Annotated in this window: 17 protein-coding genes and 2 pseudogenes; 6 read left to right on the top strand and 13 right to left on the bottom strand. The window is 58.5% G+C overall.

Going from position 1 to position 22,858, the window contains the following annotated elements:
- The first annotated feature begins 39 nt into the window (after positions 1-39).
- Positions 40-1,353: an alpha/beta hydrolase gene (locus K3555_RS22515; RefSeq protein WP_260009008.1), complete on the top strand. Its 1,314-nt coding sequence runs from the start codon at positions 40-42 to the stop codon at positions 1,351-1,353.
- Between the two features lie 376 nt (positions 1,354-1,729).
- On the opposite strand, the gene K3555_RS22510 is transcribed toward K3555_RS22515, so the two are convergent.
- Complete coding sequence (locus tag K3555_RS22510) at positions 1,730-2,797, bottom strand: hypothetical protein (protein WP_260009006.1); 1,068 nt, start codon at positions 2,795-2,797, stop codon at positions 1,730-1,732.
- Between the two features lie 273 nt (positions 2,798-3,070).
- Here K3555_RS22510 and K3555_RS22505 point away from each other — a divergent pair, with 273 nt between their 5' ends.
- Positions 3,071-3,973 (top strand): recombinase family protein, encoded by a 903-nt coding sequence (locus K3555_RS22505; RefSeq protein WP_260009005.1) that lies wholly within the window; start codon positions 3,071-3,073, stop codon positions 3,971-3,973.
- Between the two features lie 138 nt (positions 3,974-4,111).
- On the opposite strand, the pseudogene K3555_RS22500 reads toward K3555_RS22505, so the two are convergent.
- The 9 genes and pseudogenes from K3555_RS22500 to K3555_RS22465 all read right to left on the bottom strand — a co-directional run bounded on the left by K3555_RS22500 (position 4,112) and on the right by K3555_RS22465 (position 15,005).
- Positions 4,112-5,069: pseudogene (locus K3555_RS22500) on the bottom strand (integrase core domain-containing protein).
- A gap of 412 nt (positions 5,070-5,481) precedes the next feature.
- Entirely contained in the window at positions 5,482-6,645 is a 1,164-nt protein-coding gene (gene repC, locus K3555_RS22495; RefSeq protein ID WP_260009004.1) for a plasmid replication protein RepC, read from the bottom strand.
- Positions 6,646-6,894: 249 nt separating this feature from the next.
- Complete coding sequence (gene repB / locus K3555_RS22490; protein WP_260009001.1) at positions 6,895-7,902, bottom strand: plasmid partitioning protein RepB; 1,008 nt, start codon at positions 7,900-7,902, stop codon at positions 6,895-6,897.
- Positions 7,902-9,110 (bottom strand): plasmid partitioning protein RepA, encoded by a 1,209-nt coding sequence (repA, locus tag K3555_RS22485; RefSeq protein WP_260009000.1) that lies wholly within the window; start codon positions 9,108-9,110, stop codon positions 7,902-7,904. Before repA ends, repB begins: the two co-directional genes overlap by 1 nt.
- Before the next feature lie 691 nt (positions 9,111-9,801).
- A pseudogene (locus K3555_RS22480) lies at positions 9,802-10,542 on the bottom strand (Fic family protein); the annotation flags it as partial.
- A 39-nt stretch (positions 10,543-10,581) separates the two neighbouring features.
- Positions 10,582-11,735, bottom strand: a protein-coding gene (locus K3555_RS22475; protein WP_409201705.1) for an IS3 family transposase whose coding sequence is annotated in 2 segments (ribosomal slippage) — positions 10,582-11,459 and positions 11,459-11,735 — 1,155 coding nt in all. Because the reading frame shifts where the segments join, the coding sequence is not laid out codon by codon here.
- A gap of 232 nt (positions 11,736-11,967) precedes the next feature.
- Positions 11,968-12,093 (bottom strand): SEC-C metal-binding domain-containing protein, encoded by a 126-nt coding sequence (locus K3555_RS25075; protein WP_409201708.1) that lies wholly within the window; start codon positions 12,091-12,093, stop codon positions 11,968-11,970.
- A gap of 639 nt (positions 12,094-12,732) precedes the next feature.
- Positions 12,733-13,461, bottom strand: coding sequence for a hypothetical protein (locus K3555_RS22470; protein WP_260008998.1), 729 nt, complete (start codon positions 13,459-13,461; stop codon positions 12,733-12,735).
- A 674-nt stretch (positions 13,462-14,135) separates the two neighbouring features.
- Positions 14,136-15,005 (bottom strand): LysR family transcriptional regulator, encoded by an 870-nt coding sequence (locus K3555_RS22465; RefSeq protein ID WP_260008995.1) that lies wholly within the window; start codon positions 15,003-15,005, stop codon positions 14,136-14,138.
- A 113-nt stretch (positions 15,006-15,118) separates the two neighbouring features.
- Here K3555_RS22465 and K3555_RS22460 point away from each other — a divergent pair, with 113 nt between their 5' ends.
- Entirely contained in the window at positions 15,119-15,955 is an 837-nt protein-coding gene (locus tag K3555_RS22460) for a 3-methyl-2-oxobutanoate hydroxymethyltransferase (protein ID WP_260008994.1), read from the top strand.
- 32 nt (positions 15,956-15,987) lie between these two features.
- Positions 15,988-17,028 carry a sterol desaturase family protein gene (locus K3555_RS22455; protein ID WP_260008993.1) on the top strand — a complete coding sequence of 347 codons (1,041 nt, stop codon included), beginning with the start codon at positions 15,988-15,990 and terminating at the stop codon, positions 17,026-17,028.
- A 313-nt stretch (positions 17,029-17,341) separates the two neighbouring features.
- On the opposite strand, the gene K3555_RS22450 is transcribed toward K3555_RS22455, so the two are convergent.
- Positions 17,342-18,289 (bottom strand): DMT family transporter, encoded by a 948-nt coding sequence (locus tag K3555_RS22450; protein WP_260008992.1) that lies wholly within the window; start codon positions 18,287-18,289, stop codon positions 17,342-17,344.
- A 242-nt stretch (positions 18,290-18,531) separates the two neighbouring features.
- Positions 18,532-19,401 carry a LysR family transcriptional regulator gene (locus tag K3555_RS22445; RefSeq protein ID WP_260008990.1) on the bottom strand — a complete coding sequence of 290 codons (870 nt, stop codon included), beginning with the start codon at positions 19,399-19,401 and terminating at the stop codon, positions 18,532-18,534.
- A gap of 150 nt (positions 19,402-19,551) precedes the next feature.
- Between K3555_RS22445 and K3555_RS22440 the strand changes: the two genes are divergently transcribed.
- Together K3555_RS22440 and K3555_RS22435 are read left to right on the top strand one after the other, a co-directional pair.
- The gene (locus K3555_RS22440) at positions 19,552-20,280 is read left to right on the top strand and encodes a pirin family protein (protein WP_260008989.1); all 729 of its coding nucleotides are present in this window, start codon (positions 19,552-19,554) and stop codon (positions 20,278-20,280) included.
- Positions 20,281-20,298: 18 nt separating this feature from the next.
- On the top strand, positions 20,299-20,889 hold the full coding sequence (locus tag K3555_RS22435) for an isochorismatase family protein (RefSeq protein ID WP_260008986.1): 591 nt from the start codon (positions 20,299-20,301) through the stop codon (positions 20,887-20,889).
- 258 nt (positions 20,890-21,147) lie between these two features.
- Here K3555_RS22435 and K3555_RS22430 read toward each other — a convergent pair whose 3' ends face one another.
- Positions 21,148-22,551: a pyridoxal-dependent decarboxylase gene (locus tag K3555_RS22430; protein ID WP_260008984.1), complete on the bottom strand. Its 1,404-nt coding sequence runs from the start codon at positions 22,549-22,551 to the stop codon at positions 21,148-21,150.
- Between the last annotated feature and the right edge of the window lie 307 nt (positions 22,552-22,858).

The raw sequence follows: 22,858 nt of genomic DNA, 5'->3' as shown, positions 1-22,858 counted from the left end.
AGCTTTTTGAAAGACGCGCAACAGGAAAGGGTCCGGCAAATGGCGATACCGGCAGGGCCGATGCTGACCCGTCTTTTGCTTGCCTTGCTGATCGCGGGCTGTGCGGTTTCACCGGTGGACCGGCTGGCCAAGCCGCCCAACCTTTATGCAACCGGTCTTAACTATCAGGCGGAGAAGGTGCCCGAGGCGCAGCGCACGGTGGCGCCGCGGCTGCTCTATGTCACCAACCGGTCGCAGCGGCTGAACGGCGACGGGTCCGTAACCTATCTGGCGGAACGGTCGGACTCCATGGCCTTTGGGGCGGCGCAGGTGCAGTTCACAAGGGTGCAGGACTGGCCGGAACTGGTGGCGCTGACCCATGCCGATGGAAAGGGGCGGCTGCCGCGGCTGAAGGTGGCAGGATACCGCGACGGCATCCGCTTTTCCAAGACGCCATTGCCGGCCGAGCGGCGGGACGGCCGTGTCGTGACCGAGGCGCGGGCAGAGCGAGAATATGCTGCCTATTCGGCTGCGTTCCGCAAAGCGGTGGCGGCAGAAGTCAGGCGGGCTGGAACCGGCCGCATCCTTCTGTTTGTGCACGGGTTCAACAACGACTTTGACGATGCGCTGACCACATTGGCCAATATCTGGCACTATGCCGGGCGCCGCTCGGTGCCGATGATGTTTTCCTGGCCGGCGGGCAATTCCGGCCTGTTAAAGTATTTCCGGGACCGGGAGGCCGGGGATTTTTCGGTGTTTCACCTGAAGGAAACACTGGACCTGCTGGCCTCGGTTCCGGAGGTGGAGGACATTGACATCGTTGCCCACTCCCGCGGCAGCGATTTGGCCACCACCGCGTTACGCGAGCTGGTGATCCGCGAGCGGGGGCGGGGCCTACGGCCGAAGCTTACGCTGAAAACCGGCACCCTGATCCTGGCTGCGCCCGACATTGACGTCGGTTTCGTGCGGCAGCGGCTGATGAGCGAGCGGGTATTTGCAGCCTTCGAACAGGTCAACGTCTACATCAACCCGGAGGATCAGGCGCTGGCCCTGGCCTCGGTTCTGACCCGGGAGTCGCGCTTCGGGCGGCTGGATGCCACCGATTTTGCCCCGGGCGAACTGGCGTCGCTGAAGAAGGTGGGGCTGGTGCATTTCATCCGGGTCGAAGGCGCGGCCGGGTCGGGCCACTCCTATTTCCGCGATAATCCCGGTGCGATGTCGGACATCGCACTGGCGCTGAGGACACGGGCTTTCCCGGGCGGCACCCTGCGCCCGCTGGAACTCGACCACGACAATATCTGGACCTTGCATCCCGACTACCCACTGGACCGTCTGCCAGACCTGGACCTAGACTTTGTGCAGGAGCGGCGCTGATGATTAGGGGCGGGAAGGCGTTGCAGCTGGATTGTCACGAACGGCATTCGACATGATCGGCCAGAGCCGAACTGCAAAAGGCACATGGACGAATTACTGATTAAGATCTGGGTCGTTGCATTAACGGCAGAGGGCTGTGTTTGTCGTCGGCCTAGCTTGCCTATCTCGCAGCCTCCTGGAACAGTTTGGCGATGAAGGCGATCTCATTGATCACCCCGGTATCCATAATCTGCCGATAGCGGTTTTCAGAAGGCGAAGAAACGCACTAGTGCAGCCCCCTGCCCGGCCGCGTAAACTCGACGTTGCGGCGGCTTGGGAACCTGAATCCAAATCCGGTGCTGTTCGGCGGCTGCAGCACCCCGGCCCGGAAACCAGCTCAGGCCGCACCGCTCAGGGACGCCCGCCAAACCCGGAACCGCCCCTGCCCCGTCACCTCCTGCACCAGGTTCTGCGCCTCGAACCAGGCAATGTTCCTTTGCACCGCCGCGCGGCTGGCGCCGCTCAGCTCTTCGGCCAGCGGTGCTGTCACCAGCGGCCAGCTGCGGAACACCTCGATCAATTGCGGTGGTGTGCGGCCCGACAGGGATTTGGCGCGGCTGCGGGCGTCGCTCTCCCACTGGTCCAGCTGATCCAGATGCCGCATCGCCCGGAGAACCCCCTGATCCACCGCCTGCAGCCAGCGGTGCAGCCGCTCCTTCGGCTCGCCGCCGCCGCGCAGCCCGCCTGCCCCGCTCATCAGCACCGGCGCAAACAGCGCTCCGCCCTGCCCTTCGCCAGCCGACATGCGCGCAGCGATCACCGCGCCCTCCAGAACGTCGCCCTCCGGCCCGATCCCCGCCATCCGCCAGAGGTGAAAGGCAAAGCACGCGCGGACGATCGGATGCAGGTCGGATGCGGCTTTCATGATGGCATTCCACCCGGCGATCCTGCCGGACAAGGGATCTTCGCCCGGGGCGTCATGGCGGCCCAGAAACCCGGCGATATCCGCCCCCGGGCCGGGGCCGCCCGCCAGGCGGCGGAACGCCCAGGCGGTGCGCTGCAGCGCCGCGGTATCATCACCGGCCGCGCTGACCCGCATCGCCTGCCACAGCCCCAGCCTGTCGGGGGAGATCCGGTCGCCGGACAGCCAGCTGAGCCCGGACGCCTCGACAAGCGCCAGCCTGTGGCGCCAGCCTTCGGGCCCGCGCCGCAACCGCTCATCCAGCGCCCCGAACCGCGCCGCCGCCTGCGCCAGATGCAGCGCCTCCGCGGCCTGCGCCTGTTCCCACGTGGCGACCTGCGCCCGCTCATCCGGCTCGGCGCGCGGCAGCGGCGGCAGAAAGTCCGTCTCCTCCTCCGGCGGTCCGGGCAGGAACCACAGGTCCTTCTCCCCGGTTTTACCATCATAGGGTCCTTCTCCGGCATCTATGCCGGCGCCTTTGGTTTCAAATGGGCTTTTCTTCATATGTGCAAAATATAGCCTTTTTGCCCATTACCCAAGTAAATTCCGGAATCCCCGCCGGCCGCTGTCCAGGAACCGCGCTCAGCGCCGCCGCAACCTCCCCTGCCGCACCGGCCGGAACAAGGAAACAAGAGGGACAGTTGGCAACCAAGGCGAATGGTCGAAAACTGCATGCGTTTTCAAACCTCCGTTTAATAGAGACATATTAAATTGAAAATTGCTCCGGATCAGGCAAACTTGTGAACGATCGCCAATAGACAGCTTCAAGAATCCACCATGCCCTTCATCGGCTATGCCCGTGTCTCTACCGATGACCAATCCACCACTGCCCAGGCTGAAGATCTTCGGGCTGCAGGTTGCGCACGGGTGCATCAGGAACAGGCGTCCGGCGGCGACCGGACGCGACCGGTCCTGAACCGACTTTTTGAAACGCTCCGCCCAGGTGATACGTTGGTAGTCGTTCGACTGGACCGGCTTGCCCGTTCGCTCTCCCACTTGTTGGAGGTGATCGAGGGGCTGGAGGCCAAAGGCGTCCACTTTAAGTCCCTGCGCGACCCGGTCGATACCTCCAGCCCACAGGGAAAATTCACCCTCCAGGTGCTGGGCGCCGCGGCAGAACTGGAACGCGCACTGATCCGGGAGCGCACCTTGGTCGGTCTGAAATCGGCGCGGGCGAAGGGCCGGATCGGTGGCAATCCCGGACTACGCAGCAAGGACCCCAGCGCCCTCCGCAAAGTACAGGCTGCCCGCGATGAGGCCCTGTTCCGGCGGCTGGAGGAAAGCGCGCAGGACTGGGTTCCTGAGGTGCGCCGCCTGCGGCCCGACCTGCCGTGGGAGGACGTGGTTCGGATCATCAATGCCCGGCTTCCATCCGGCGCGCGGCAATGGTCTCGGGAAAGACTGATCCGCGCGGCGAAACGCTATGTCCGCGAAGGTTTCCTGGAAAGCCATGTCCTTGAGCGCGCCCGGCGCAGGGAGCCCGATGACCGGCTGATGACGATTGTTGCCGCCATTGCAGGCTCGGCTCCGGACATCACGCTGCAGCAGATTGCAGACCGGCTGGAGGCCATGCGCGAGCGGACACCGCGTGGGCGGGCAAAATGGTCTGTGTCTTCCGTCAAGATGCTGCTGGACCGCGCCAAGACCCAGGGCCTGATTCCGGCCGAGCGGCCCGAATAGGATGAGCCGGAAACACAAGATGCCCCCCTGCCCTAGACCTTTGGAACCTGTCCTGTCGAATTTGTTCCAAAAGAGATCTTGCCGAAAGTTTTGGCTTCATAACTGTAGTCATATGCGGCAATTCGGTTGTGTTGGTAACTAGGTGTTCAGTCCGGGTATCTGGTGGATCGGATCGGCAATGAAACTGTCTAGTTCTGAAGTCCAGACTTTGCAGTTGTATTCGTAGGGCTTGAGCCCGCTAAGGCTCTTGAGCCTTTGGGCGAAGTTAAAAGCGGCCATGAAATCGGCGAAGAGGATGAGAAGTTGATCGTGGCTGTCGCAGTGGGAGCGTTTGACGGTGGCGTCCTTGATTGTTCGGTTCATCCGCTCGACTTGACCATTTGTCCACGGATGGTTGGGTTTGGTCTGCCGGTGCTCGTTCCCGTTCGCTTCGCACAACATGTCAAAGCGCATATGCTGGGAATTGATCGTGTTGTGGCTACGGTCTGGTCGGCGAACTAAACCCCGTTGTCGGTCAGGATCGCGTGGATTCGGTAAGGGATTGCCTCCAACAGGTGTTCCAGAATTTCACATTCCGTCCGCTTGACGGCTTTCTCGACCAGTTGGGCGGCCGTTAACTTGTTGGTCTTGCCGATAGCAATGAAGAGATGGAGCTTATCCTGGCGGTCTGTAATATCTGCGATGTCCATGTGAAAGAAGCCGATGGCGTAAAGATTAATGCGCTGAGGCTTGGGTTTGTCCCCTCTACATCCGGTAGCCGTGAGATGCCATTCTGCTGAAAGCAGTGGTGCAGCGCTGACCGGGTCAGGTGCGGGATCGAGGGCTGGAAGGCGTAAGACAATCATCCATAGGAAGGAGCGTGCGCCGACGGAAAGCTACCACCATAGCCTCCTAAGCCTCGTTGAGAACGGTCGAGCGAGGTTCCTTCGGATCGGTCTTGGGATCCTCGACCGTCTCGCACTTGTTCCAATTCGCGACCGTCTTCGGGTTGATATCGAGTACTCGGCTCAATGCCGCCGTCGAAGTTTGCGATCGTTTTATTGCAGCTCGGATAGGCGTGCTTAGTCGTGGCGCCGCTGTGACGAACTTGTCCCATAGTGCTTCCTTCTCTTCCACAGAATGGATCGCACCATCAAGCTGTGGGATTAAACACCTAGCTAAACATAGTCACTTTCAAGCGACCTGAATGCTTTCACGTCAGTGTGTAGATATCGACTGAACTTGCGTCACACCGCCTTTCCGGTTTACCCGGGTAAACCCTTTTGTGGACTTACCGCACCTGAGACAGAGTGTTTTAGCGGTTTTTAGTTCCTAAGCTCTGAAGCGACAAAATCTGAAAGTCGAGTATTGAATGCCGTGTGACTAGATTGCGGAACGCATCAATCTACCTCGCTAAGGTGTTACTAGCCTGAGAGACAACCGACCTGAACATGTCTGAGGTAGTGTCTTCGAAGAATCCCCATTCACTCAATCTTGTAGGCAAGGCAAACCGGAATGTTATTGATGGTTTACCCGGGTAAACCATCAAGGGATGAACAGTTGCCTACTTTCTTGGTAAGGTTCTGGATCAACCGAACTGGATCGAAGCGGCCAGTTGCAGAACCGTTAGTAAGGCTTCGCAGATAGGCACCAGGAGATCGAATGTTCTTGTGCATTTGTGTCATTGCCAAAAGAGTCAAAGTCAAGCCTCCCTGCCCCAATTCCCGCTCGGCGCTGTCCAATACGTTTCGGCTCAACCCGAGCATTGGTGCGAGAAATCGCGACAACTGATGTAAATCTACCCAATTCCGTACTGGTGACTGTGCGAAACTTAAAGCCTCGGGACAAGCTGCTAAGACGTCAGCCATAGTGAGCGAAGGTACATCCTTGTGGCCTGTCTTAGTTTTTTTTGCTTTGCCAAGTGTTTCAACTTCGACCTTGGACTCTTCAGATTCAATTTTTTTCTGTATTGATCTCTGATGGTGGCGGACATTTTGACTGTCATCGGGGGACAAAACTTCAGCCTCAAGCAGGTCTTCGCTACCAGACACGGACTTGGAGCAGGGCGGGGGAGGGATATCATCCGAGGGTGTGAACCGCCCAATGAGGGCCTCCAGTTCAACACGGTTTAGGCGGCGGCGAAGTGCGAGGCGGATGATGTTGTCTTCTTCCGAACCAATGGGCCACTGTCGCCGCAGCGTGGAAAGGCGGTCGCGCAGCAGGCGGACGCGCACGGCCTCTTCTTCGGCCTCTGCCGCAAGCGCTGCGATCTCCCTAGCGCGTTCTAGAAGCGGACCCAGATCAAAGCCATAGGCCTGCAAAATGCTGCCGTCGCGGGCGCGGTGCACGTAGCGTTTGCCGTTGGGGGATTGAGTTCGGCGCAGAAGGCCGACCTCGAGCAACCGGGCAATCTGGCGTCGCATTGTGCGCTCTCCCATGCAATTGGCTCGCTCGCAAAGCTTTTCGTTCGAGGCAAACACCACCCAGGTGCCGGTTGCCCCGCGCTCGCGGACGAAAGAGACCAGCGCTTGCAGCAGGCTGAAATGCCGGTCCTTGAGGTTGAAGGTGTCCTTGGCTGCTTTGAGATTAGTGATCACGTCCCAAAACATTTGCCGTGGATCGCTGCCGTCCAGGCATGGGAGATCGGCCGGGGAAGGGACCCCGGTTGCCGGAATAAGCTGTTTGAATGCCATCTGCTCTTCACGAGGGACCAGGAAGCCACACCTTATCCTTCTTGTACCCTGCCTAGCGGCAATTTTTGGCACAAGTTACCTGTCAACCGGATGGGTTGTTGTTGACAGTTCAGAAGAGAGCGGGGTACATCTTAGGTGCAAACATAGATGGGGCTCTCTGGGATTACGGTCTTGGGGAGCTTCTCTTTTTTTGGTCTCCTGTATTGTGCCTCCTTGCTGGTGTTGCCTGTTATGCCTCGGGCGCCCTTTTCAGGACGCCTGTTCCTCTTGCCACTGCGCATGCAGGCGCAGCAGGGCTTCTTCTCCGTGCCGGTCAAGCCATTCAGAGAATTCCTGTTGTTTCGGGTGTGTCCGCAGAATGGTGCGTCCTCCGGTCGTAAGAACCTCCCCAATCTTGGCGCCGCCTTCCGGTGCGCGCACGGCCCGTGCCGGTTTCGGGGCAGGGGCTTCGGGTTTCTTCGGCGCCAGTTGCGCCTCCACTCTCCGGGCAAAAGCGTCGAACCGCTTGGCCGACTCCAGCTTGGCATCTGCCTCGGTCACCGGCACAGTGGCCGGGTCGATTTCATGCTCCAGTACTTTCTCCGCCAGCGCGTGCCAACGTTTCCAGCCAACACCCGGTGCTTCGCCAATCCACTCGATCACATTGCGCGGGATCGCCTGGCGCACCTTGCGCATGTGCGACAGGTGGCTCTTGCTTACCGCTAGCGCTTCGCGGATCACCGCGGGGGCGTATCCGGCTTCTTCTAGGTCACCCGCAAACACGGCCTTTTCGATGAAGGAAGGATCCTTACGGTGGTTGTTCTCCTGGCCCTGGGCAAGGATCGCTTCCTCATCCGACAGGGTGCGCACCAGTGCTTTGACCGGGATACCCAGCTGCTTGATCGCGGCGAGGCGGCGGCGGCCGTAGACGACCTGGTAGCGCCCGCTCAGCCGCGGATGCGGCCTGAGCAGGATCGGCACTTGCTGGCCGTGCTGGCCGATGCTTTGCTTCAGCTCCTCTAGATCGTTACCGTCCAGCTGGAACCGGTCACGCATGCCGGTATCCTCGATCTGCTCCGGATCGATCTCCTGCACGCTGCGCTGCGCGGTTGATCTGATGTCATTTTCCAGGGCTGCTACGGGACCGCGGCGGAAGGCTTGGGGAATGGGCGCCTCGCGGGCGGCTTCGACAGGATCGCGTTCAGCCGGGGTGGCCGCTTCCTCACCCTCGGCGCCGAATTCGGCCATCAGCCCTTCAAAGACGTTTTTGCGCGCCATCAGCTTCTCCCCCAGGCCGCCTGCACAGCGGTTTCGAATTCATCCGCCACGTGGTTTACTGATTCCATCGCTCGCTCCAGCGTGGCGCGGTTCATTTCGGCTCTATTGGCTTCGTAGAGTGTTTTTTGTGACAGGCCCGCATCGGAAACTGCAGTGGACTTCAGGAACGGTTCCGTCATTAGCCGCTGCCCGAAATGCATCCGGAGGAATGATGCCATCTGCGATTGCGGCATGTCCGAAGGTTCGTAGCGGCACAGGAGATAACGCTGGAAATCATAGTCCAGCCGCTGATCGTTGCGCTGCACCACTTTTAGAAGTGAGGTGGCCATTGTGAGATACTGGCTGAGGCTGGCCACGTCGATCATATTCGGGATCACGGTGATCAAAAGGCCGGTGGCGGCCACTAGCGCCGACATGGTGAGAAAGCCCAGCTGCGGCGGACAGTCGATGAACACGACGTCATAGCGGTCCTCGACCTGGTCGATCGCCGCTTGCAGCCGAAGGTAGAAGGGCGGCTGTATGCCCTTACGAATCGCATGTGGGGTCTCTGTCTCGTATTCCGACAGGATCAGTCCGCCAGGCGCCAGGTCGAGGTTCTGGAAGTAGGTCTTTCGGACCACTTTTTCCATCGGGGCCGGATCCTGGTACCGCACGGCGTCATAGATTGTGCCGGAATCCGTCAGATCGAGTTCGGGGTGGAGACCCAGCATGGTGGTAAGCGACGCCTGCGGGTCCATGTCAACTGCCAGGACCCTATACCCCTTTAGCGCGAAACGCTGCGCAAGATGAACGGCGCTGGTTGTCTTGGCCGAGCCGCCTTTGAAGGTCGAAACCGCAATCACCTGCAAATGGTCGCTGCCTACCCGGCCGGGCAGGAACTGCAGCGGGTCCTTTGCTGTCCGCGCCATCGCTAGGCGGATGTCCTGAATGTTTTTACCGGTGTAGAGCCTGTGCCCGCGCCCGTCTGTATTCACATCGGGAATCTTGCCGTCGAAATGCAGCTTGCGCAGATGCGACTGGCTCAGACCGAGCAGCGTGGCCACTTCACCCGAAGTGAACGGTCTAAGCTCTTTCTTCGCTTCCGGAGCGAAGACGTTGCGCATATGCTTGTCCAAGGACTGGCGCAGCCGAGCTTCATCCTTAAGCAGATCGTCAAAGACATCTGCCCCTGGCGGCATCCCGATAGCGGGTTCGATTTGTGCCGTCATTCACTGCTCCTTGTCCGGCCGTCTTTACCGCGGCTCTTCCGTAACGCCGAACGGCCGCTAAGCAGCTTTGTGCGTTACAGTTTCCGTGATGCCACCAAATACCCGCTCCTTGCAAGAGATTTCCATGTAGTGATAATTGTAGTCATGTAAGCGCCTACCGCTATATCTAGTATTGTCGCGCAGCCGAGTATTGTTAACGTGTTGAAAGATATTAGCTTTTTTACCTCTTCAGGCGGGGTGGAGGCTGACTCCACTTGAAAACTGACGAGTACGGTATAGCGGGGCACAGCGTTGGCGCGGGCCGCTTGCCTAGAAAACACTCCTTAAGCGATTCTCCTGGAGACTGCAGTAAGGGCCAAAAGCTACCGCTACTAAACGCATACTGGATGAACGCTTCCATAACGCGTTCAAACCACGTGGCCGCACCTAAGAGCTTCCACCGCTCTCCGACTACATCACCATTCTATTGATCTAAGCGCCTTTGGCTGGCCGCTACTAGCCGCTCTAGGATGCCCGTACATGAGTTCATCTCAATCAACCACTGGCAGGGCAACCAGAGCGGAACTTGACGAAAACAAGATAGCGGTCTGACCAGTAGAATACTGAACTATCTGAAACGAAAGCCGGACTGGACGTTTCTTTTACTGGCCACCTGAGAAATACAGCCGACTAGCAGAAGGGGCCGGAGTTCTTAGGCCTCTTCGTCCAGGTTCAACCAATACCGCGTATAACGGCGTTCACCGGTCCGGCTGAGCGCACCCTTTTCAACGAGATCCTGCAGATCCCGGGTTGCTGTTGCCCGCGATGTGCCGGTGATCTTGAGATAATTCTCAGCGCTCAGCCCGCCTTTGAAACCTTCGGGGCCTTCTCTGAACATCCGCGCAATTGCCTTGGCTTGCCGGTCGTTCAATTGGTCCCGGTGCCTGTCATAGAAGCGCGCCTTACCGATGAAGAAACCGACCCGGTCAAGTGTGACCTGCTGAGCCTTCAGCACGATCTCGGCGAACCAAACAAGCCAGGCTGTTACATCAAGCGTCCTTTGGTGCACTGCGAGCTGGTCGTAATAAGCTCTCCTTTCCCTTTCTATGGTGAAGGCAAGGGCAATGAGGCTTGGTTGACCGAGGTTCTGCGCCAAAGATTTTTCGGCCAGGGCGCGGCCCAAACGCCCGTTCCCGTCTTCGAAGGGGTGAATGCTCTCGAAGTAAAGATGGCTCAGCCCGGCCCGGGTCAGGGCAGGGAGGGGCTCAGGAGCATCCGGCCCGGTGGTATTAAACCAGCCAACATAGCGTTCCATCTCGCGCAGGACCTGACCTGAAGGCGGGGCTTCGAAATGTACTGTCGGCCGGTCAAGGCGGCCGGAGACGATTTGCATTGCTTCCGCGTGCCGCCTGTAGCCGCCGATGGCTTCAAGACGGCGGTCATGGGACAGGAGTGAGCTACTCCCCAATCGTTGGACAGCTTTCGGCGTAACTTAAGCTACTCTCTGCTCCTGCTGACCTGTTTGGGTTTCGTCTTTTCTCAGCCAATAAACCACGGCCGGAGGTTTGCCACCAAGGGCGGAATGGGGGCGTTTGCGGTTGTAGAATTCGACCCACTTGCCGACGCCCACCTTTGCTTCTGATCCTGTTTCCCATGCGTGCAAGTAGACGCACTCGTATTTCAGGCTGCGCCAGAGCCGTTCGACAAAGATATTGTCGAGGAACCGACCCTTGCCATCCATCGAGATGCGCACGCCGGAGCGGCGCAGACGATCTGTCCAGGCAAAGGACGTGAATTGGCTCCCCTGGTCGGTGTTCATGATCTCTGGCGGGCCGAAGCGGTGGATCGCCTCATTCAGAGCCTCGACACAGAAGTCGGCTTCCAGCGTGTTCGAGATGCGCCAGGCCAGAACCTTGCGGGTATGCCAGTCCATGATCGCCACCAGATACAAGAAGCCCCGTCGCATTGGCAGGTAGGTGATGTCTGCGGCCCAGACCTGGTTGGGCCGGTCGACGCGCAACCCTCGCAACAAGTAGGGATACGTCTTGTGGCCCTTCGCCGCCTTGCTGGTGTTGGGCTTCTGGTAGATCGGCATCAAGCCCATGAGCCGCATCAACCGTCTGATCCGTTTCGCGTTCACCAGATGGCCTTCGTTGCGAAGATGCCAGGTCATCTGCCGAACACCGAAGAACGGCGTTTCCAGAAACTGCTCGTCAATCAGACGCATTAGCGCCAGGTTCAGCGCCGTCTCGCCCTTGGGCTGATAATAAAACGAAGACCGCGGAATCGACAGCAGCTTGCATTGCTTACCAATGGGCAGATTGGCATTGGCAGGTTCGATCATTTTCCGCCTCACTTGCTGATCCACGGCTTGAGCTTTCGTGACAAAAAATCATTGGCCACGGCCAGCTCCCCGATCTTGGCGTGCAATTCTTTGACCTGCTCTTCATCAATCTCCGGGGTTTTCTTGCCGCCACGCTCGAATACGCCGGACGCGCCCTCCAGGAGCGCCCGCTTCCAGCTGTGGATCATTGTCGGATGAACGCCAAATTGGCTTGCCAGCTCAGCGACAGTCCGCTCGCCCTTCAAAGCCTCAAGCGCGACCTTGGCCTTGAACTCAGGCGAATGGTTCTTCCGTTTCGACATCTCTGATCTCCTCTGCGTCGAAGATCAACAGACAGCAAATTGTAGCTTACGTCAGTGTCCGATTTTCGGGGAGTAGCTCAGGCCAATGATCTTTCCCGCCTGCAAATGAGCTCTCAAAATCTTCGAAAACTTCAGCCACACGTGTCCAGGCCTGGAAATAGAGGATCAGTGCAAAGTCATTCAGCTTGTCCGCCGAGGGTGTGTTCACGATTGGCATCTTAGCGGATTCCAGTCAGGCTGTGAGGTTGATCAAGGGCGAGCAGCATGTCTTGAATTTACGGCCGCTGTTGCAGATGCAAGTGTCATTTCGACCTGTGATTTGCGCCAACTCCTTTAAGACCAGAGCGCTTGCATGCATGACATCGGATTGGATGCTCTCGAAGGTTCGCAGGTCAATACTAGTTGTTCTTCCAACGGAACTCGCTTCGAGAAAGCGCTGCCTTTCAGAGTACCAATATAGGAGCGAAGCGACAGCCGATGATGGAGAAAGAGGGTGTCTTTGATTATCAATTCTACTGTTGCCATCGAAGTCGTATGTCCGCATTGGATCGGGGAGAAACAGAATTTTCTCCTCGCCATCCCTACGGGGCGTAACGTCGATCATCTTGCCGTGGATTTCCCAAACCGCGTGGTGCTCTGCTTCGACAAAAACCCGAGGCCAAACCCAAATGGCCCAGCCGTATGCGATCCGGCCGCCACTCGCTTCGACTTGAGATCGGACATTGTAGAAGCACTCGAGAGGCTTTGTCCCAGCGGATGGAGTAACAGCCAGCTGAACCGGATCATGCTCTGGACTCAGTGAATGGCAGAAGTCCCTAATCTGAGGCGTGATAAGCTCAGGGCGGCGTAGAAAAGATTTGCTAAAAATCTGTGGATCAACTGCAAGCATGGCTTAGCGTTTGCCCTCGGTTAGCTGAGCACGAGAACCCCCAAAGGGGCTCTTTGTTATTTCGGATGAAATAAACTTGGATTTATTGGATCTAGCCCGGTAGCAAGGTTAGTTGATAAGCTTGTCCAGCAGATACTCGGTATTGTCGTAGGCCAATTTTGCTGCAGAAACTGTCTTGTCGGCTTGATGAATGGCGGTAATAGATCGCCCAACCGCGTTTGCTGCCTTTCTCCAAAACCCCGCATCCTCTCCTTTGGAATTGGTGTTGTTGAGGACTACAGCACCGAGAAGTGCCTCAAGCTCGTCGTGCATGCTGTCCATGCCGAAGAAATACACATTCTCCAACATCGCGATGGTTTGGCTCATCCTCGCATACAGGGCGTTCCGCACGGGTTCTGGGATTTTCAATTCCATAACCTGATCCCGGAGTGCCCTAAACTCGTCCGCCAAGTCTTTCGCCTCAGGCAGGTTCACTTCACGAGTAACGTGCCCTGACATTGTCATGTGGAGATGTGTCAGGTTCAAAAGGTTTTGGGGGTTAAGGAAATTGCCCTTGGCGTTTCTGATATCCATGTGGACATGGGCGTAATTCACCAACCCCAAGAACGGCGCAAACATTTTCTGGGCTTGCTCCATGTGAGTTGCCTCAAAGGGAAGACGCCTGATGTCTTTCTGCACATCCCTTGCCAACTTCACGATATGAGCAGCTGCGAAAGCATCAGAGTCTTCACCGTCAAGTTCCAATACCTGCGCCACGGCATCGAGAAATCTAGTGCTATCTTTATGTCTTGTGGCGGCAGCTAGGATTTGATGCAGCGCTTGTGCAGAAGTGAACAATGTCGAATCCTCTTGGCAAAATCTAACTCTAATTTCGCGTGGACCGGCATCGTATCACTATGGAATTGAGCCGCTAGAGAAATCCTCTCAGCGCCTCAACTTTTACCTCTACGCCTGTCACAAAGTCCGCGGACTTTTGCATCAGGATCCGGCGCTGATCCAGCAAGTCAGAACGGGTACACGCGATGCCAGTTTTATGCTCCACCCATGACGAGCGGCAGCTTTTGGTCGCGGCAGTACGGCAATAACCGAGACCTCACCACTTGCCAGGGATGGGTTTGCAAAGGGCGTTTTCTGCGCCAAGCTGACTAGGGATGGTGCGCAGGCTACACCTTCGGCGAACGGCAGCTCCGCCCCGCAGTGTGAGTTCTCATGTCGCCTGACTTCGCGAGTGCAGCGAATGTCTCATCTGACGGGCTGCGCCGCAGCGCCCGCTTTCTGTGGCGAGTGACTGCTATGGGCCGATCCGCGTCGGCCGGATCCTGACAAACTTTGTTGTTGACGGAGCCGAGGAGTCCGGCAGCTTTGGTGAATTTTTTTTTGATGCGCGCCGCGGTGTGAGGGGGCGGCTTGGCGTGGCATCGGCCTGCGTTGGAAATGGCGCAGCCGCAGACGTGAGTTCGGTCGGCCCCCTTCGCTCATGCGGTAAATCATGAATAGCCTTTGCCGAGCTCTTATTGAAAAGAAGCCTCTAGCCAGGCCTCAAACAGTTGTTTGGCCGCATCATTTGAAGCCGTCGCTGGAACGTGCAGCAAGTAGTGAGCCTGGTCGACCGCCAACGGCTCTCCAGCAATAGTAATCGGCTTCCCGGTCTCAATTGCGGTTTGCGCAAAACGTTCCAGCACCACGGCAAATCCACCGCCTGCAGCGACGATGTCAATCGCCGCAACTGTGGTGTCGACCGCAAAACGGGCAACTTCTTTGGCTGGCGCCAAGCCATATGCGTTAAGATAACGCAGCAGCATGTCTTCAAACCCCAGGATCTGGACCAACGGCCCCCGCCGCAGCCTCTCTGGGCTCAATTTGCAGCCACCGGTGGCACAAATCGGGACAAGCCGTTCCTTCGATATCTTCTTAACCGCCACCCCGTCCCAGCTGCCTGAGCCGAACCGAAGCTCCACATCCACGTTCTCCGGCGCATCAGACCCGGCCCAGATGTTGGTGACCAGCCGCACCGGTATACCTGGATGCAGTGCTGCAAACTCCGGCAGCCGGTGCGCGAGCCAAAGCCCTGCAGTGGACATCTGGACCCGTACCGTCAGCATCTGCTCAGCCTCCGCCCCAAACAGGCTGGCGGTAGAAAACGCCATGTCCCCCAGCGCCTGGCGCAGCGAATAGGCATAGGCCTTGCCCACTTCGGTCAAAGTCAGCCGCCGGGCCGCACGGGTGAACAGCTTGCAGCCCAGCTCCGCCTCCAGTGAACGCACATGCAGACTGACCGCGGTCTGGGTTAGTCCCAACTCCTGCGCGGCCTCAGTGAAGCTCAGATGCTGCGCTGCACTTTCGAAGGAGCGCAGCCAGATCAGATTGGGCAGTTTCCGCATTTATCACCAAAATTACTTTGTGATTATGCTTCGATTTACTCGTTTTACTTTGCGCGTGTCACGCTCTTATCTCTTTCCCTGAATGATCACCGCGGCAGGGAGGCCGCTGAGTTATGAAACGCATCTATACCTTCGGCGGCTACCCGGCGCTGCGCAATCTGACGGTTGCGGACATTGTTGCAGGCAAAGGCCGGCGCAAATTCGTCCAGACTACGGCCACCAGCCGGATTGAGGCCGCCGCAGCGGAAGCGGCGGGCATCGATCATCTGTCCATTGTCGACCATGACATTGCCGAAGTCCGGGCCGGTGCCCCCAACACCTTTACCACCGCCGCGCTGATGGCCAGCGATTATGCCACCCATGACGAGATCCTGCGCGCAGGCATCAGCGCCGCCGCCGCGGGGGCAGATGCGGTCTACACCCTGCGCAGCTTCAAGGCAGTTGGGAAACTCGCCGACGAAGGCCTCAGCGTTCAGGGGCACCTGGGCCTGGTGCCGCGTCTGTCGACAAATATCGGCGGCCTGCGCGCCTATGGCCGTACCGCAGACGAGGCGATGAAACTCGCCGAGGATCTGCGCCGCCTGGAAGACGCCGGAGCCTATGCGGTGGAACTTGAATGCGTGGCGGATGAGGCTATCGCCGAAATCAGCCCGCGCACCGGCCTGGTCACCCATTCCATCGGCTCAGGCGGGGCGGCAGATGTGATTTTTCTGTTTCAGGAGGACGCCTGCGGTGACACTCCGAACCCGCCGCGCCATGCCAAGGCGTTCGCGGACATGGCGGGCATCCGCAACCGGCTTGAGGCTGAGCGGCTGCTGGGCATTCAGGCCTACCGCGCCGCAGTGCTGGACGGCTCTTATCCTGATGCCGCAACCAGCATCGCGATGAAACCCGGCGAACATGAAAAACTGCGCGAGGCGCTGGACAAGCGCATGCCCTTCCACCGCTGACCCCGCAGCGCATTCAGAACAGGACCGCCGACATGACCACCACTGATGTCAATACTGCCGCCCCGCAGACCGAAAGCAGCGAACCCGGCCCGATGAGCCGCGAATGGCACTGGCACCCGGAACTTCCGGTGAAACACGCCCCCTATTGGCATTGGCCGCCCAAGCCCGGCAAGCTGGCCAAATGGCTTTGGCGGAACTGGCTGCAAGTTTCCGACCGCTCGATCTATCTGGCCCTGGCCTTTGCGGTCGCCTATTGGCTGCAGCCTGTCACCGCTGATCAGGCAGATTTTGCTTTCGGCTGGATGTCTTGGGTCTTCCTGCGCAACTGGCTTCTGCTGCTGATCGTCGCCGGGGGACTGCATATGTGGTTCTATGGCATCGACGGCCAGGGCAAACTGTTGAAATACGACCCGCGCCCCTATGCCAAGCGCAAGAACGCGCTTTACAAATTCGGCTATCAGACCTGGGACAACATCTATTACTCAATGGTCTTTGGAGCGACTTTCCTGTCTGTCCTGGAATGCGGCCTGCGCTGGAGCTACGCCAGCGGCTTAATCAGCACCCTCAGCTTTGCCGAGCATCCCGTCTGGTTCATCGCCCTGTTCCCGGTGCTGGCGCTTTGGCAGAGCTTCCACTTCTACGTGGTGCATCTGTTCCTGCATCAGCCCTTCATCTACCGCCATGTCCACGCGGTGCATCACCGCAACGTCAACACCGGACCCTGGTCCGGCATGTCGATGCACCCGGTGGAGGCCTTCGGATACCTCAGTGCAATCCTGATAGTACTGATCCTGCCGAGCCACCCTGTCCACATGGTCTTCCTCGGCTACTGGCTGATGTTGGGCGCGGCCTCGTCCCATTCGGGGTATGAGGCGATCTGGGCCCGCGACCGCCAGACCCTACTGCTGGGCGCTTTCTTCCACCAGCTGCACCACCGCTACTACGAGTGCAACTACGGCAATGCAGAGATGCCCTGGGACAAGTGGTTCGGCACCTACCACAACGGCTCAGAGGAGGCGACCCGCCGTACCCGAGACCGCAAACGCCAGATGCACGCGCAAGGCAAAGCATGAAAATTGAAGCCCTGAGGGTCCTGAACGGTGCAGAGCGCCGGTCAGGACTTCCTTAGTGTGGTGGGTTTGATGCCGGGCCAATGGATAACCCAGATTGTCTCACCTTTGTGCTGGTACGCAGAAATAGGTGCTCTGATCTGCTGAGCTGTCAATCAAGACTCAGTCGGGAACAAATGGCGCCTCCGTCCCGCACTTTGTGAGTTTGCATGTCGCGTGACTTTGTGCGCGCAGCGAATGTCTCATCAGAAGTGCCGAACCGCTGCACCCGGATACTGTGGCGAGTGATCGCTCTGGGCCGTGAGCACGTGTCGTCTTAGATTGGGGGTGCTGCGCGCTCAGTGACCAACTGTCTAGCTGTGACCCTTTCGCGATGGATCATGTACAGCCCGGCACTGATGATGATGGCAATACCAAGCAGGCTAAGCATGTTCGGGAAGTCATTGAAGACAAGATAGCCGAACAGGGCCGCTACCGGCAGCTCAAAGTACTGCAGGGGAGCCAATGTAGCTGAAGGTGCAAAGGAGAGGGCATAGGTCATCATCATGTGGCTCACCGTCGCGAAAAAGCCTGCCCCCAGAAGCCACAACAACGCGAGGTCCGCCGGCCAAACAGGATCGAACAGCTCGGTGCCGGAACCTTGGGCAGCTATCAGCACTGGAACGCAGAACAGACTGGCGATCAGGCCAGTGTGAAATTGCAAAGCCACAGGATGCATCCGGCGTGACAATCCCCGCGTCACAAGAATGTAGAAAGCAAAGGCGACCGCGGTACCAAGCGGGATTATGGCAACAGCGCCAAAGGCCGCGAAGCTGGGCTGGATAACGAACAAAACCCCAACAAATCCTACAAGAGCCGCCCCGACACGACGAGGACCGACATCCTCGCCGAAATAAATCTTGCCGACCAGCAAGACAATGAACGGGGCCACAAACACGATTGCCAAAGCGTCGGCGAGAGGCATCACACGGATCGCTGCAATAAAGCAAAAAGTTGCAAACAGCAAAAGTAGTGAGCGGATTGTGAGTGCCATCAACTGACTTCGCGCCACACGCAACGGCAGCCTCATTATCCAGATGAACGGTGCCATCAACGCGCACTGCACTAAAAAGCGGGCAGCCGTAATCTGCCCAACTGGCACACTGCTTGATGCGAGTTTCGCAGCTACATCCAGCAAAGGAGCAGTCAGACAAAATCCAAGCATCAGAGCTACGCCTGCCAAGATGCGATCCGTAGATTGAGGTATGGAAGCAGTGGTGGTCATCACGTCATGTAGAAATGTCGCCCAATGCGTGTCTGCTCTCTATGCGACACCAGGCAAAAGTCTCAAAATCCCCGAGCTCTGGTTGGATTGGATTTTGCGCCTGCAGCTAACGTCTCCTTCGGCGGGCCGCATTGCAGCGTGCGGAAAGTGATGGGAATGGCGGGAATGGGCCGTTCTCATTCGCTGACTTGTAGGGAGGCAGGCCTAATCGCCACGGTGCCAAACCGGGCTTTGGTTAGCTGTTAGACTTTCTCGTATTGAAGCTCTGCCCCCAGGAAGCCGCTGTTGCCGCATGCATCCAGGATATGGCGCCGTACCGCCGCAACCTGGGGAGCAGCCAAACGTTCAGGACGGCAAAGCAAAGTCAGTGCCACTGGATCGGCAGACCAGTCAGGGATCAGGCGCACGAGATTGCCAGCTTGAATATGCACCTCTGTCAGTAGGGACGGGAGCAGGGCTGCTCCTTGCCCGGCAAGGACAGCTGCAAATGCAAGCTCCATCGAATTGACGCGCAGGCCGATCGTCGGCTCGATGATCTCCTGTTGCCCTTCCTTATTTCGAAACGCCCATTTGCCGGATTCTTGGGTGCGCAATACACAGGGCAACCTGGCCAAATCAGCAGGCCGGGAGAGACGGGGCATCCTTTCTGCAAAGGCCGGGCTGGCAAGAGGCGCGCGCTGCGCGGACGGCAGGGCAGCCGAAATAAACCGCCCTTTGTCTGCAGGACCGGTTCTGAAGGACAGATCTATGTCCTCTGCCGCAAAATCCGATTTTGAATCATCGGCATGCAATTCAAGTTCGATAGCCGGGTAGCGGGACCGAAGGCCTGCCAGAAGCGGGACAAGCGCGGTGCAAAGAAGACTGTTAGGTCCTGAGACTGACACCCGTCCTGCAATCCTCCCGCTTCGGGCGAAGCCAAGCTGCGCCTCGGCCTCAAGCGCTGCATCCACCGGGCCGACGCAAATCTCGAAAATCCTGCGCCCGGCTGCGGTCGGGGCCACCGCCCGCCCAGACCGGTCCAGCAGGACCAGCCCCAATTCGGCTTCAAACAGCGCAAGCTTTTGGCTGATCGCCGACTTCGTGGTGTTCAGCTCCGCAGCTGCCGCGCTCATCGACCCGGCGCGCACAGTGGCCACCAGGGCCTTGGCGCAGGAATAGAATCTATCGTTCATGAATCTGAACGTTAGTTAATAAAAGGATAATTTTCCAGAACGAATGAGATCCCTAAATTCTATCTCAGCGAACAGGCAAGGAGATGAGAAATGCAGACAGAGATGGTCTATCACCCCGCCGCGACCCGTGAGTTCAAGGACTTCGGCTTCATGCAGGCGCATCTGTCGTTCAAGCCGCACTTTGCAGAAGGGCGCCGGCGGTTCGGCCCGCTGATCACAATTGACGACGGCACGCTTGCACCGGGCGCCCAAGGTTTTGGCCTGCATCCCCACCGGGATGTCGAAGTCGTCACCTTCATGGTGAGCGGAGAGGTTTCGCATATCGATCCGGTGGTGCCCGTTCACAACGGTACTGTGAAGTCGAAAGGCCTTCAGGTGATCACCGCCGGTACAGGTATCCTGCACAACGAGGTGAACAACTCGCGGACGAAGCCGATGCGTGCGCTGCAAATTTGGTTCGAGCCGCGGGCCAGAGGCCTGGCGCCGGCTTATTCCAGCAAGGAGCTGGAAACCGCGGACCACAGCAACCGGTTCCAGCTGGTGCTGTCGCCAGACGGCGCCGAGGGCTCACTTGTCGTGCAGCAGGAGGTGCGCCTGAGTTACGGCAAATTCGACCGCCGCAGCGTGCTGAACTTCAGCCCGTCCAGCCCTGACCGCAGCCTCTACATCTTTATGATCGAAGGCGAGGCAACTGCTGCCGACCGCGCCCTCAGGAAAGGTGATGGGCTGGGACTGCTCCGTGCCGGGGACGTGGCGGTTGAGGCTGCAGCCGGCGCTGAGCTCCTGATCTTCGAACTGCCCGCATCCGAAATCTCTTAACCAGGAAAGGACATCAACATGACCTCCAAAAAAGTGACCCCCGAAAACGCAGCCATTGTTCTGATCGACCATCAGGTTGGCACCATGAACTGGGCAAAGTCCGTTGACCGCGATCTGATCGAAGCCAACACACGGGCCCTGGCGCGGACGGCGGCGGCGCTTGGCATGCCGCTGGTGCTGACTTCCAGCATGGAAGACAACATGCAGGGGCCGCTGATGCCCGCGCTGGAAGAGATTGCGCCGGATGCCTTCGCCGCGCGGATCAAGCGCCCTGGCGTGGTGAACTGCTGGGATGACAGCGCCTTTGCCGCTGCCTGCCGCAACACTGGGCGCAGGCATTTCATCATGGCAGGCATAACCACTGACGTGTGTCTTGCCCCGCCTGCGATCAGTGCCGCCGAAGAGGGCTTTGCCGTGACCGCAGTGGTTGATGCTTCCGGTTCTCCCACTGCGCTGACGGATGAGATGGCGTTCCGCAAAATGGAGCGAGGCGGTGTCGAGCTCACCACAACCAGCGCGCTGCTTGCAGAACTTGCGGTCAATTGGGCCAGCGAGGCCGGACAGAAAATCATGCAGATCCTCGGCGAGGAAATCCTGAGCCGCGGATAGGCTCTCTGACCTATTGAAAGTAATGCGGGAGCGGCCGCCTCATTCATGGGGCGGCCATTGAACTTCGCAGGTGTTGCCAACTTCGAGAAAAAGCTCCCGATCAGGCAATAAAAGGAGCTTGAAAACGGCTGCTATGGGCCGGCTGCGCAGGGGATGCCAGGCGGGTCGAAGGGGTTGCTCGCAGTGACACCGAATGGCCCATTCGAGCCCATTGAAGCTCATTAATGCCTGAGAGCAGCAATAAAACTTCTGACCAACTCAGGGAACGCCAGCAGTACAAAGACGATAAGCTTCAATGATCTCGGATGACAGAAGATCAGCATCCTCTTCCCTCATATCGTATCCGATTACAGAGGCTCGAATGATCTTTCGGCCCACCCATTCGCCGTGGGTGGGGTATACCTTTCCATTGTCTTGAACGCGCTGCAGGACCCGCATGGTCAGATCGTCACCATCCGGTCCCTCGCCGCAGCAGATTGCGACCTGATTGCTGTGGATCTGGTTCAGAACTGTCAGGCCGGGCTCGTTCGAAACCGTTCTGGCAATTCGCTCCGCCAGGCGGCAATGGCGTGCTACCAGTTCGCAAACTCCCGTCCGGCCAAGGTGCCGAAGTATCGCATAGCTCGGGACACCTCTTGCACGCCGGGATAGCTCCGGCGTTGAATCACTTGGTTCCCAATGCTCTGTTGTTTCCGGGAGATAGGCGCCGCGGGCAGACATTGACGCAACGAGCGGCGCCCGGTCGCGCACGATAACCATGCCTGCATCGAATGGAGCATTAAGCCACTTGTGCAGGTCAATCGCCCAACTGTCCGCTTCAGCAACCCCCTCCAACCGGTTTGCCAGTTCGGGTACAGCAGCGAGCCAGAGCCCGAAAGCACCATCCACATGAACCCAGCCGTTCCGCTCGCGCACCATTGGTATGAGCTCGGCAAACGGATCAAAGGCGCCGGTGTTTATTTGACCTGCCTGCAGGATAACAAGCGGCGGGCTGCTGCAGCTGTCCAGGGCAGCCCGGAACGCATCCGGTTTTATCCTCCCTTCGCCGTCCGCCACAACGATGTTTGTCCGGCCCGCGCCGAAACCAGCATAACGCAGGGCAGCGAATGGGGCGGAATGCGCATCCTGCCCAATTAAAACGGGGATCTCGGGTGCAGAAAACAGCCCGTCAGCTTCAACATCCCACCCTTGCGCAGCCAGCAGCGCATTGCGTGCGGCCATGACGCCAACCATGTTTGCCACTGTGCCGCCCGTGACAAGACCGGCCCCGCTTTTGGATGGCAGTGACAGCAATTCAATAACCCAGTTGCAAACAGCGCGCTCCATTCCGGTTATTGCAGGCGTTTCAAAAGATGAACCCGCGTTCTGGCCCCAGGCTGATACCAGAATGTCGGCAGCTACACCGACGGGATGCGATGCGCCGAGGACATAGCCGAAGAAGGTCGGCCCCGCCATTTTGTGCAGACCGCCTTCAGACCGCCGCACGATGTCCCCGATTACCTCACTTTCCGGCACCCCCGTTTCAGGAAGAGGGCTCAGAAAACGGCTCGCAGATTCGCCAAGTCCCAATGCAGGCCGCGCTGGCGCCTTTGACAGTTCCTGGCGATAGGTTTTCGCCGCCTTGTAGGCTGCTTCTAAGGCTTGCGCCTGTCCTTCACTCAAACCTTGCCGCACTCGACCCACCACAAATACCCGCTACCAAAATACTACCCGTGGAAAAGTAGCATGGATTACTCTGAAACGCCTTGGGTTACATGTGGTCAAAGAGCGTTTCGTCCCGGCCGAGGCATTGGTTGGTTAGAAATGCTGTACCTGATTGCGAACGGCCGCTTTGGGGAGGCCGCACTGCGGCGACGGGAACCCTGACAAATGGCAGGTGAGGGCCGTTCTTGTTGCCACCATGGCGCCGATCCTGTGATGCATCCGAGGTCGGCTCCGGACCCTGTTGACGTTTTTTGCAGAGCCGAAA

The organism is Leisingera sp. M527 (assembly GCF_025141525.1).
GTDB lineage: Bacteria > Pseudomonadota > Alphaproteobacteria > Rhodobacterales > Rhodobacteraceae > Leisingera.
This window is presented reverse-complemented; position numbering and strand designations above follow the sequence as displayed.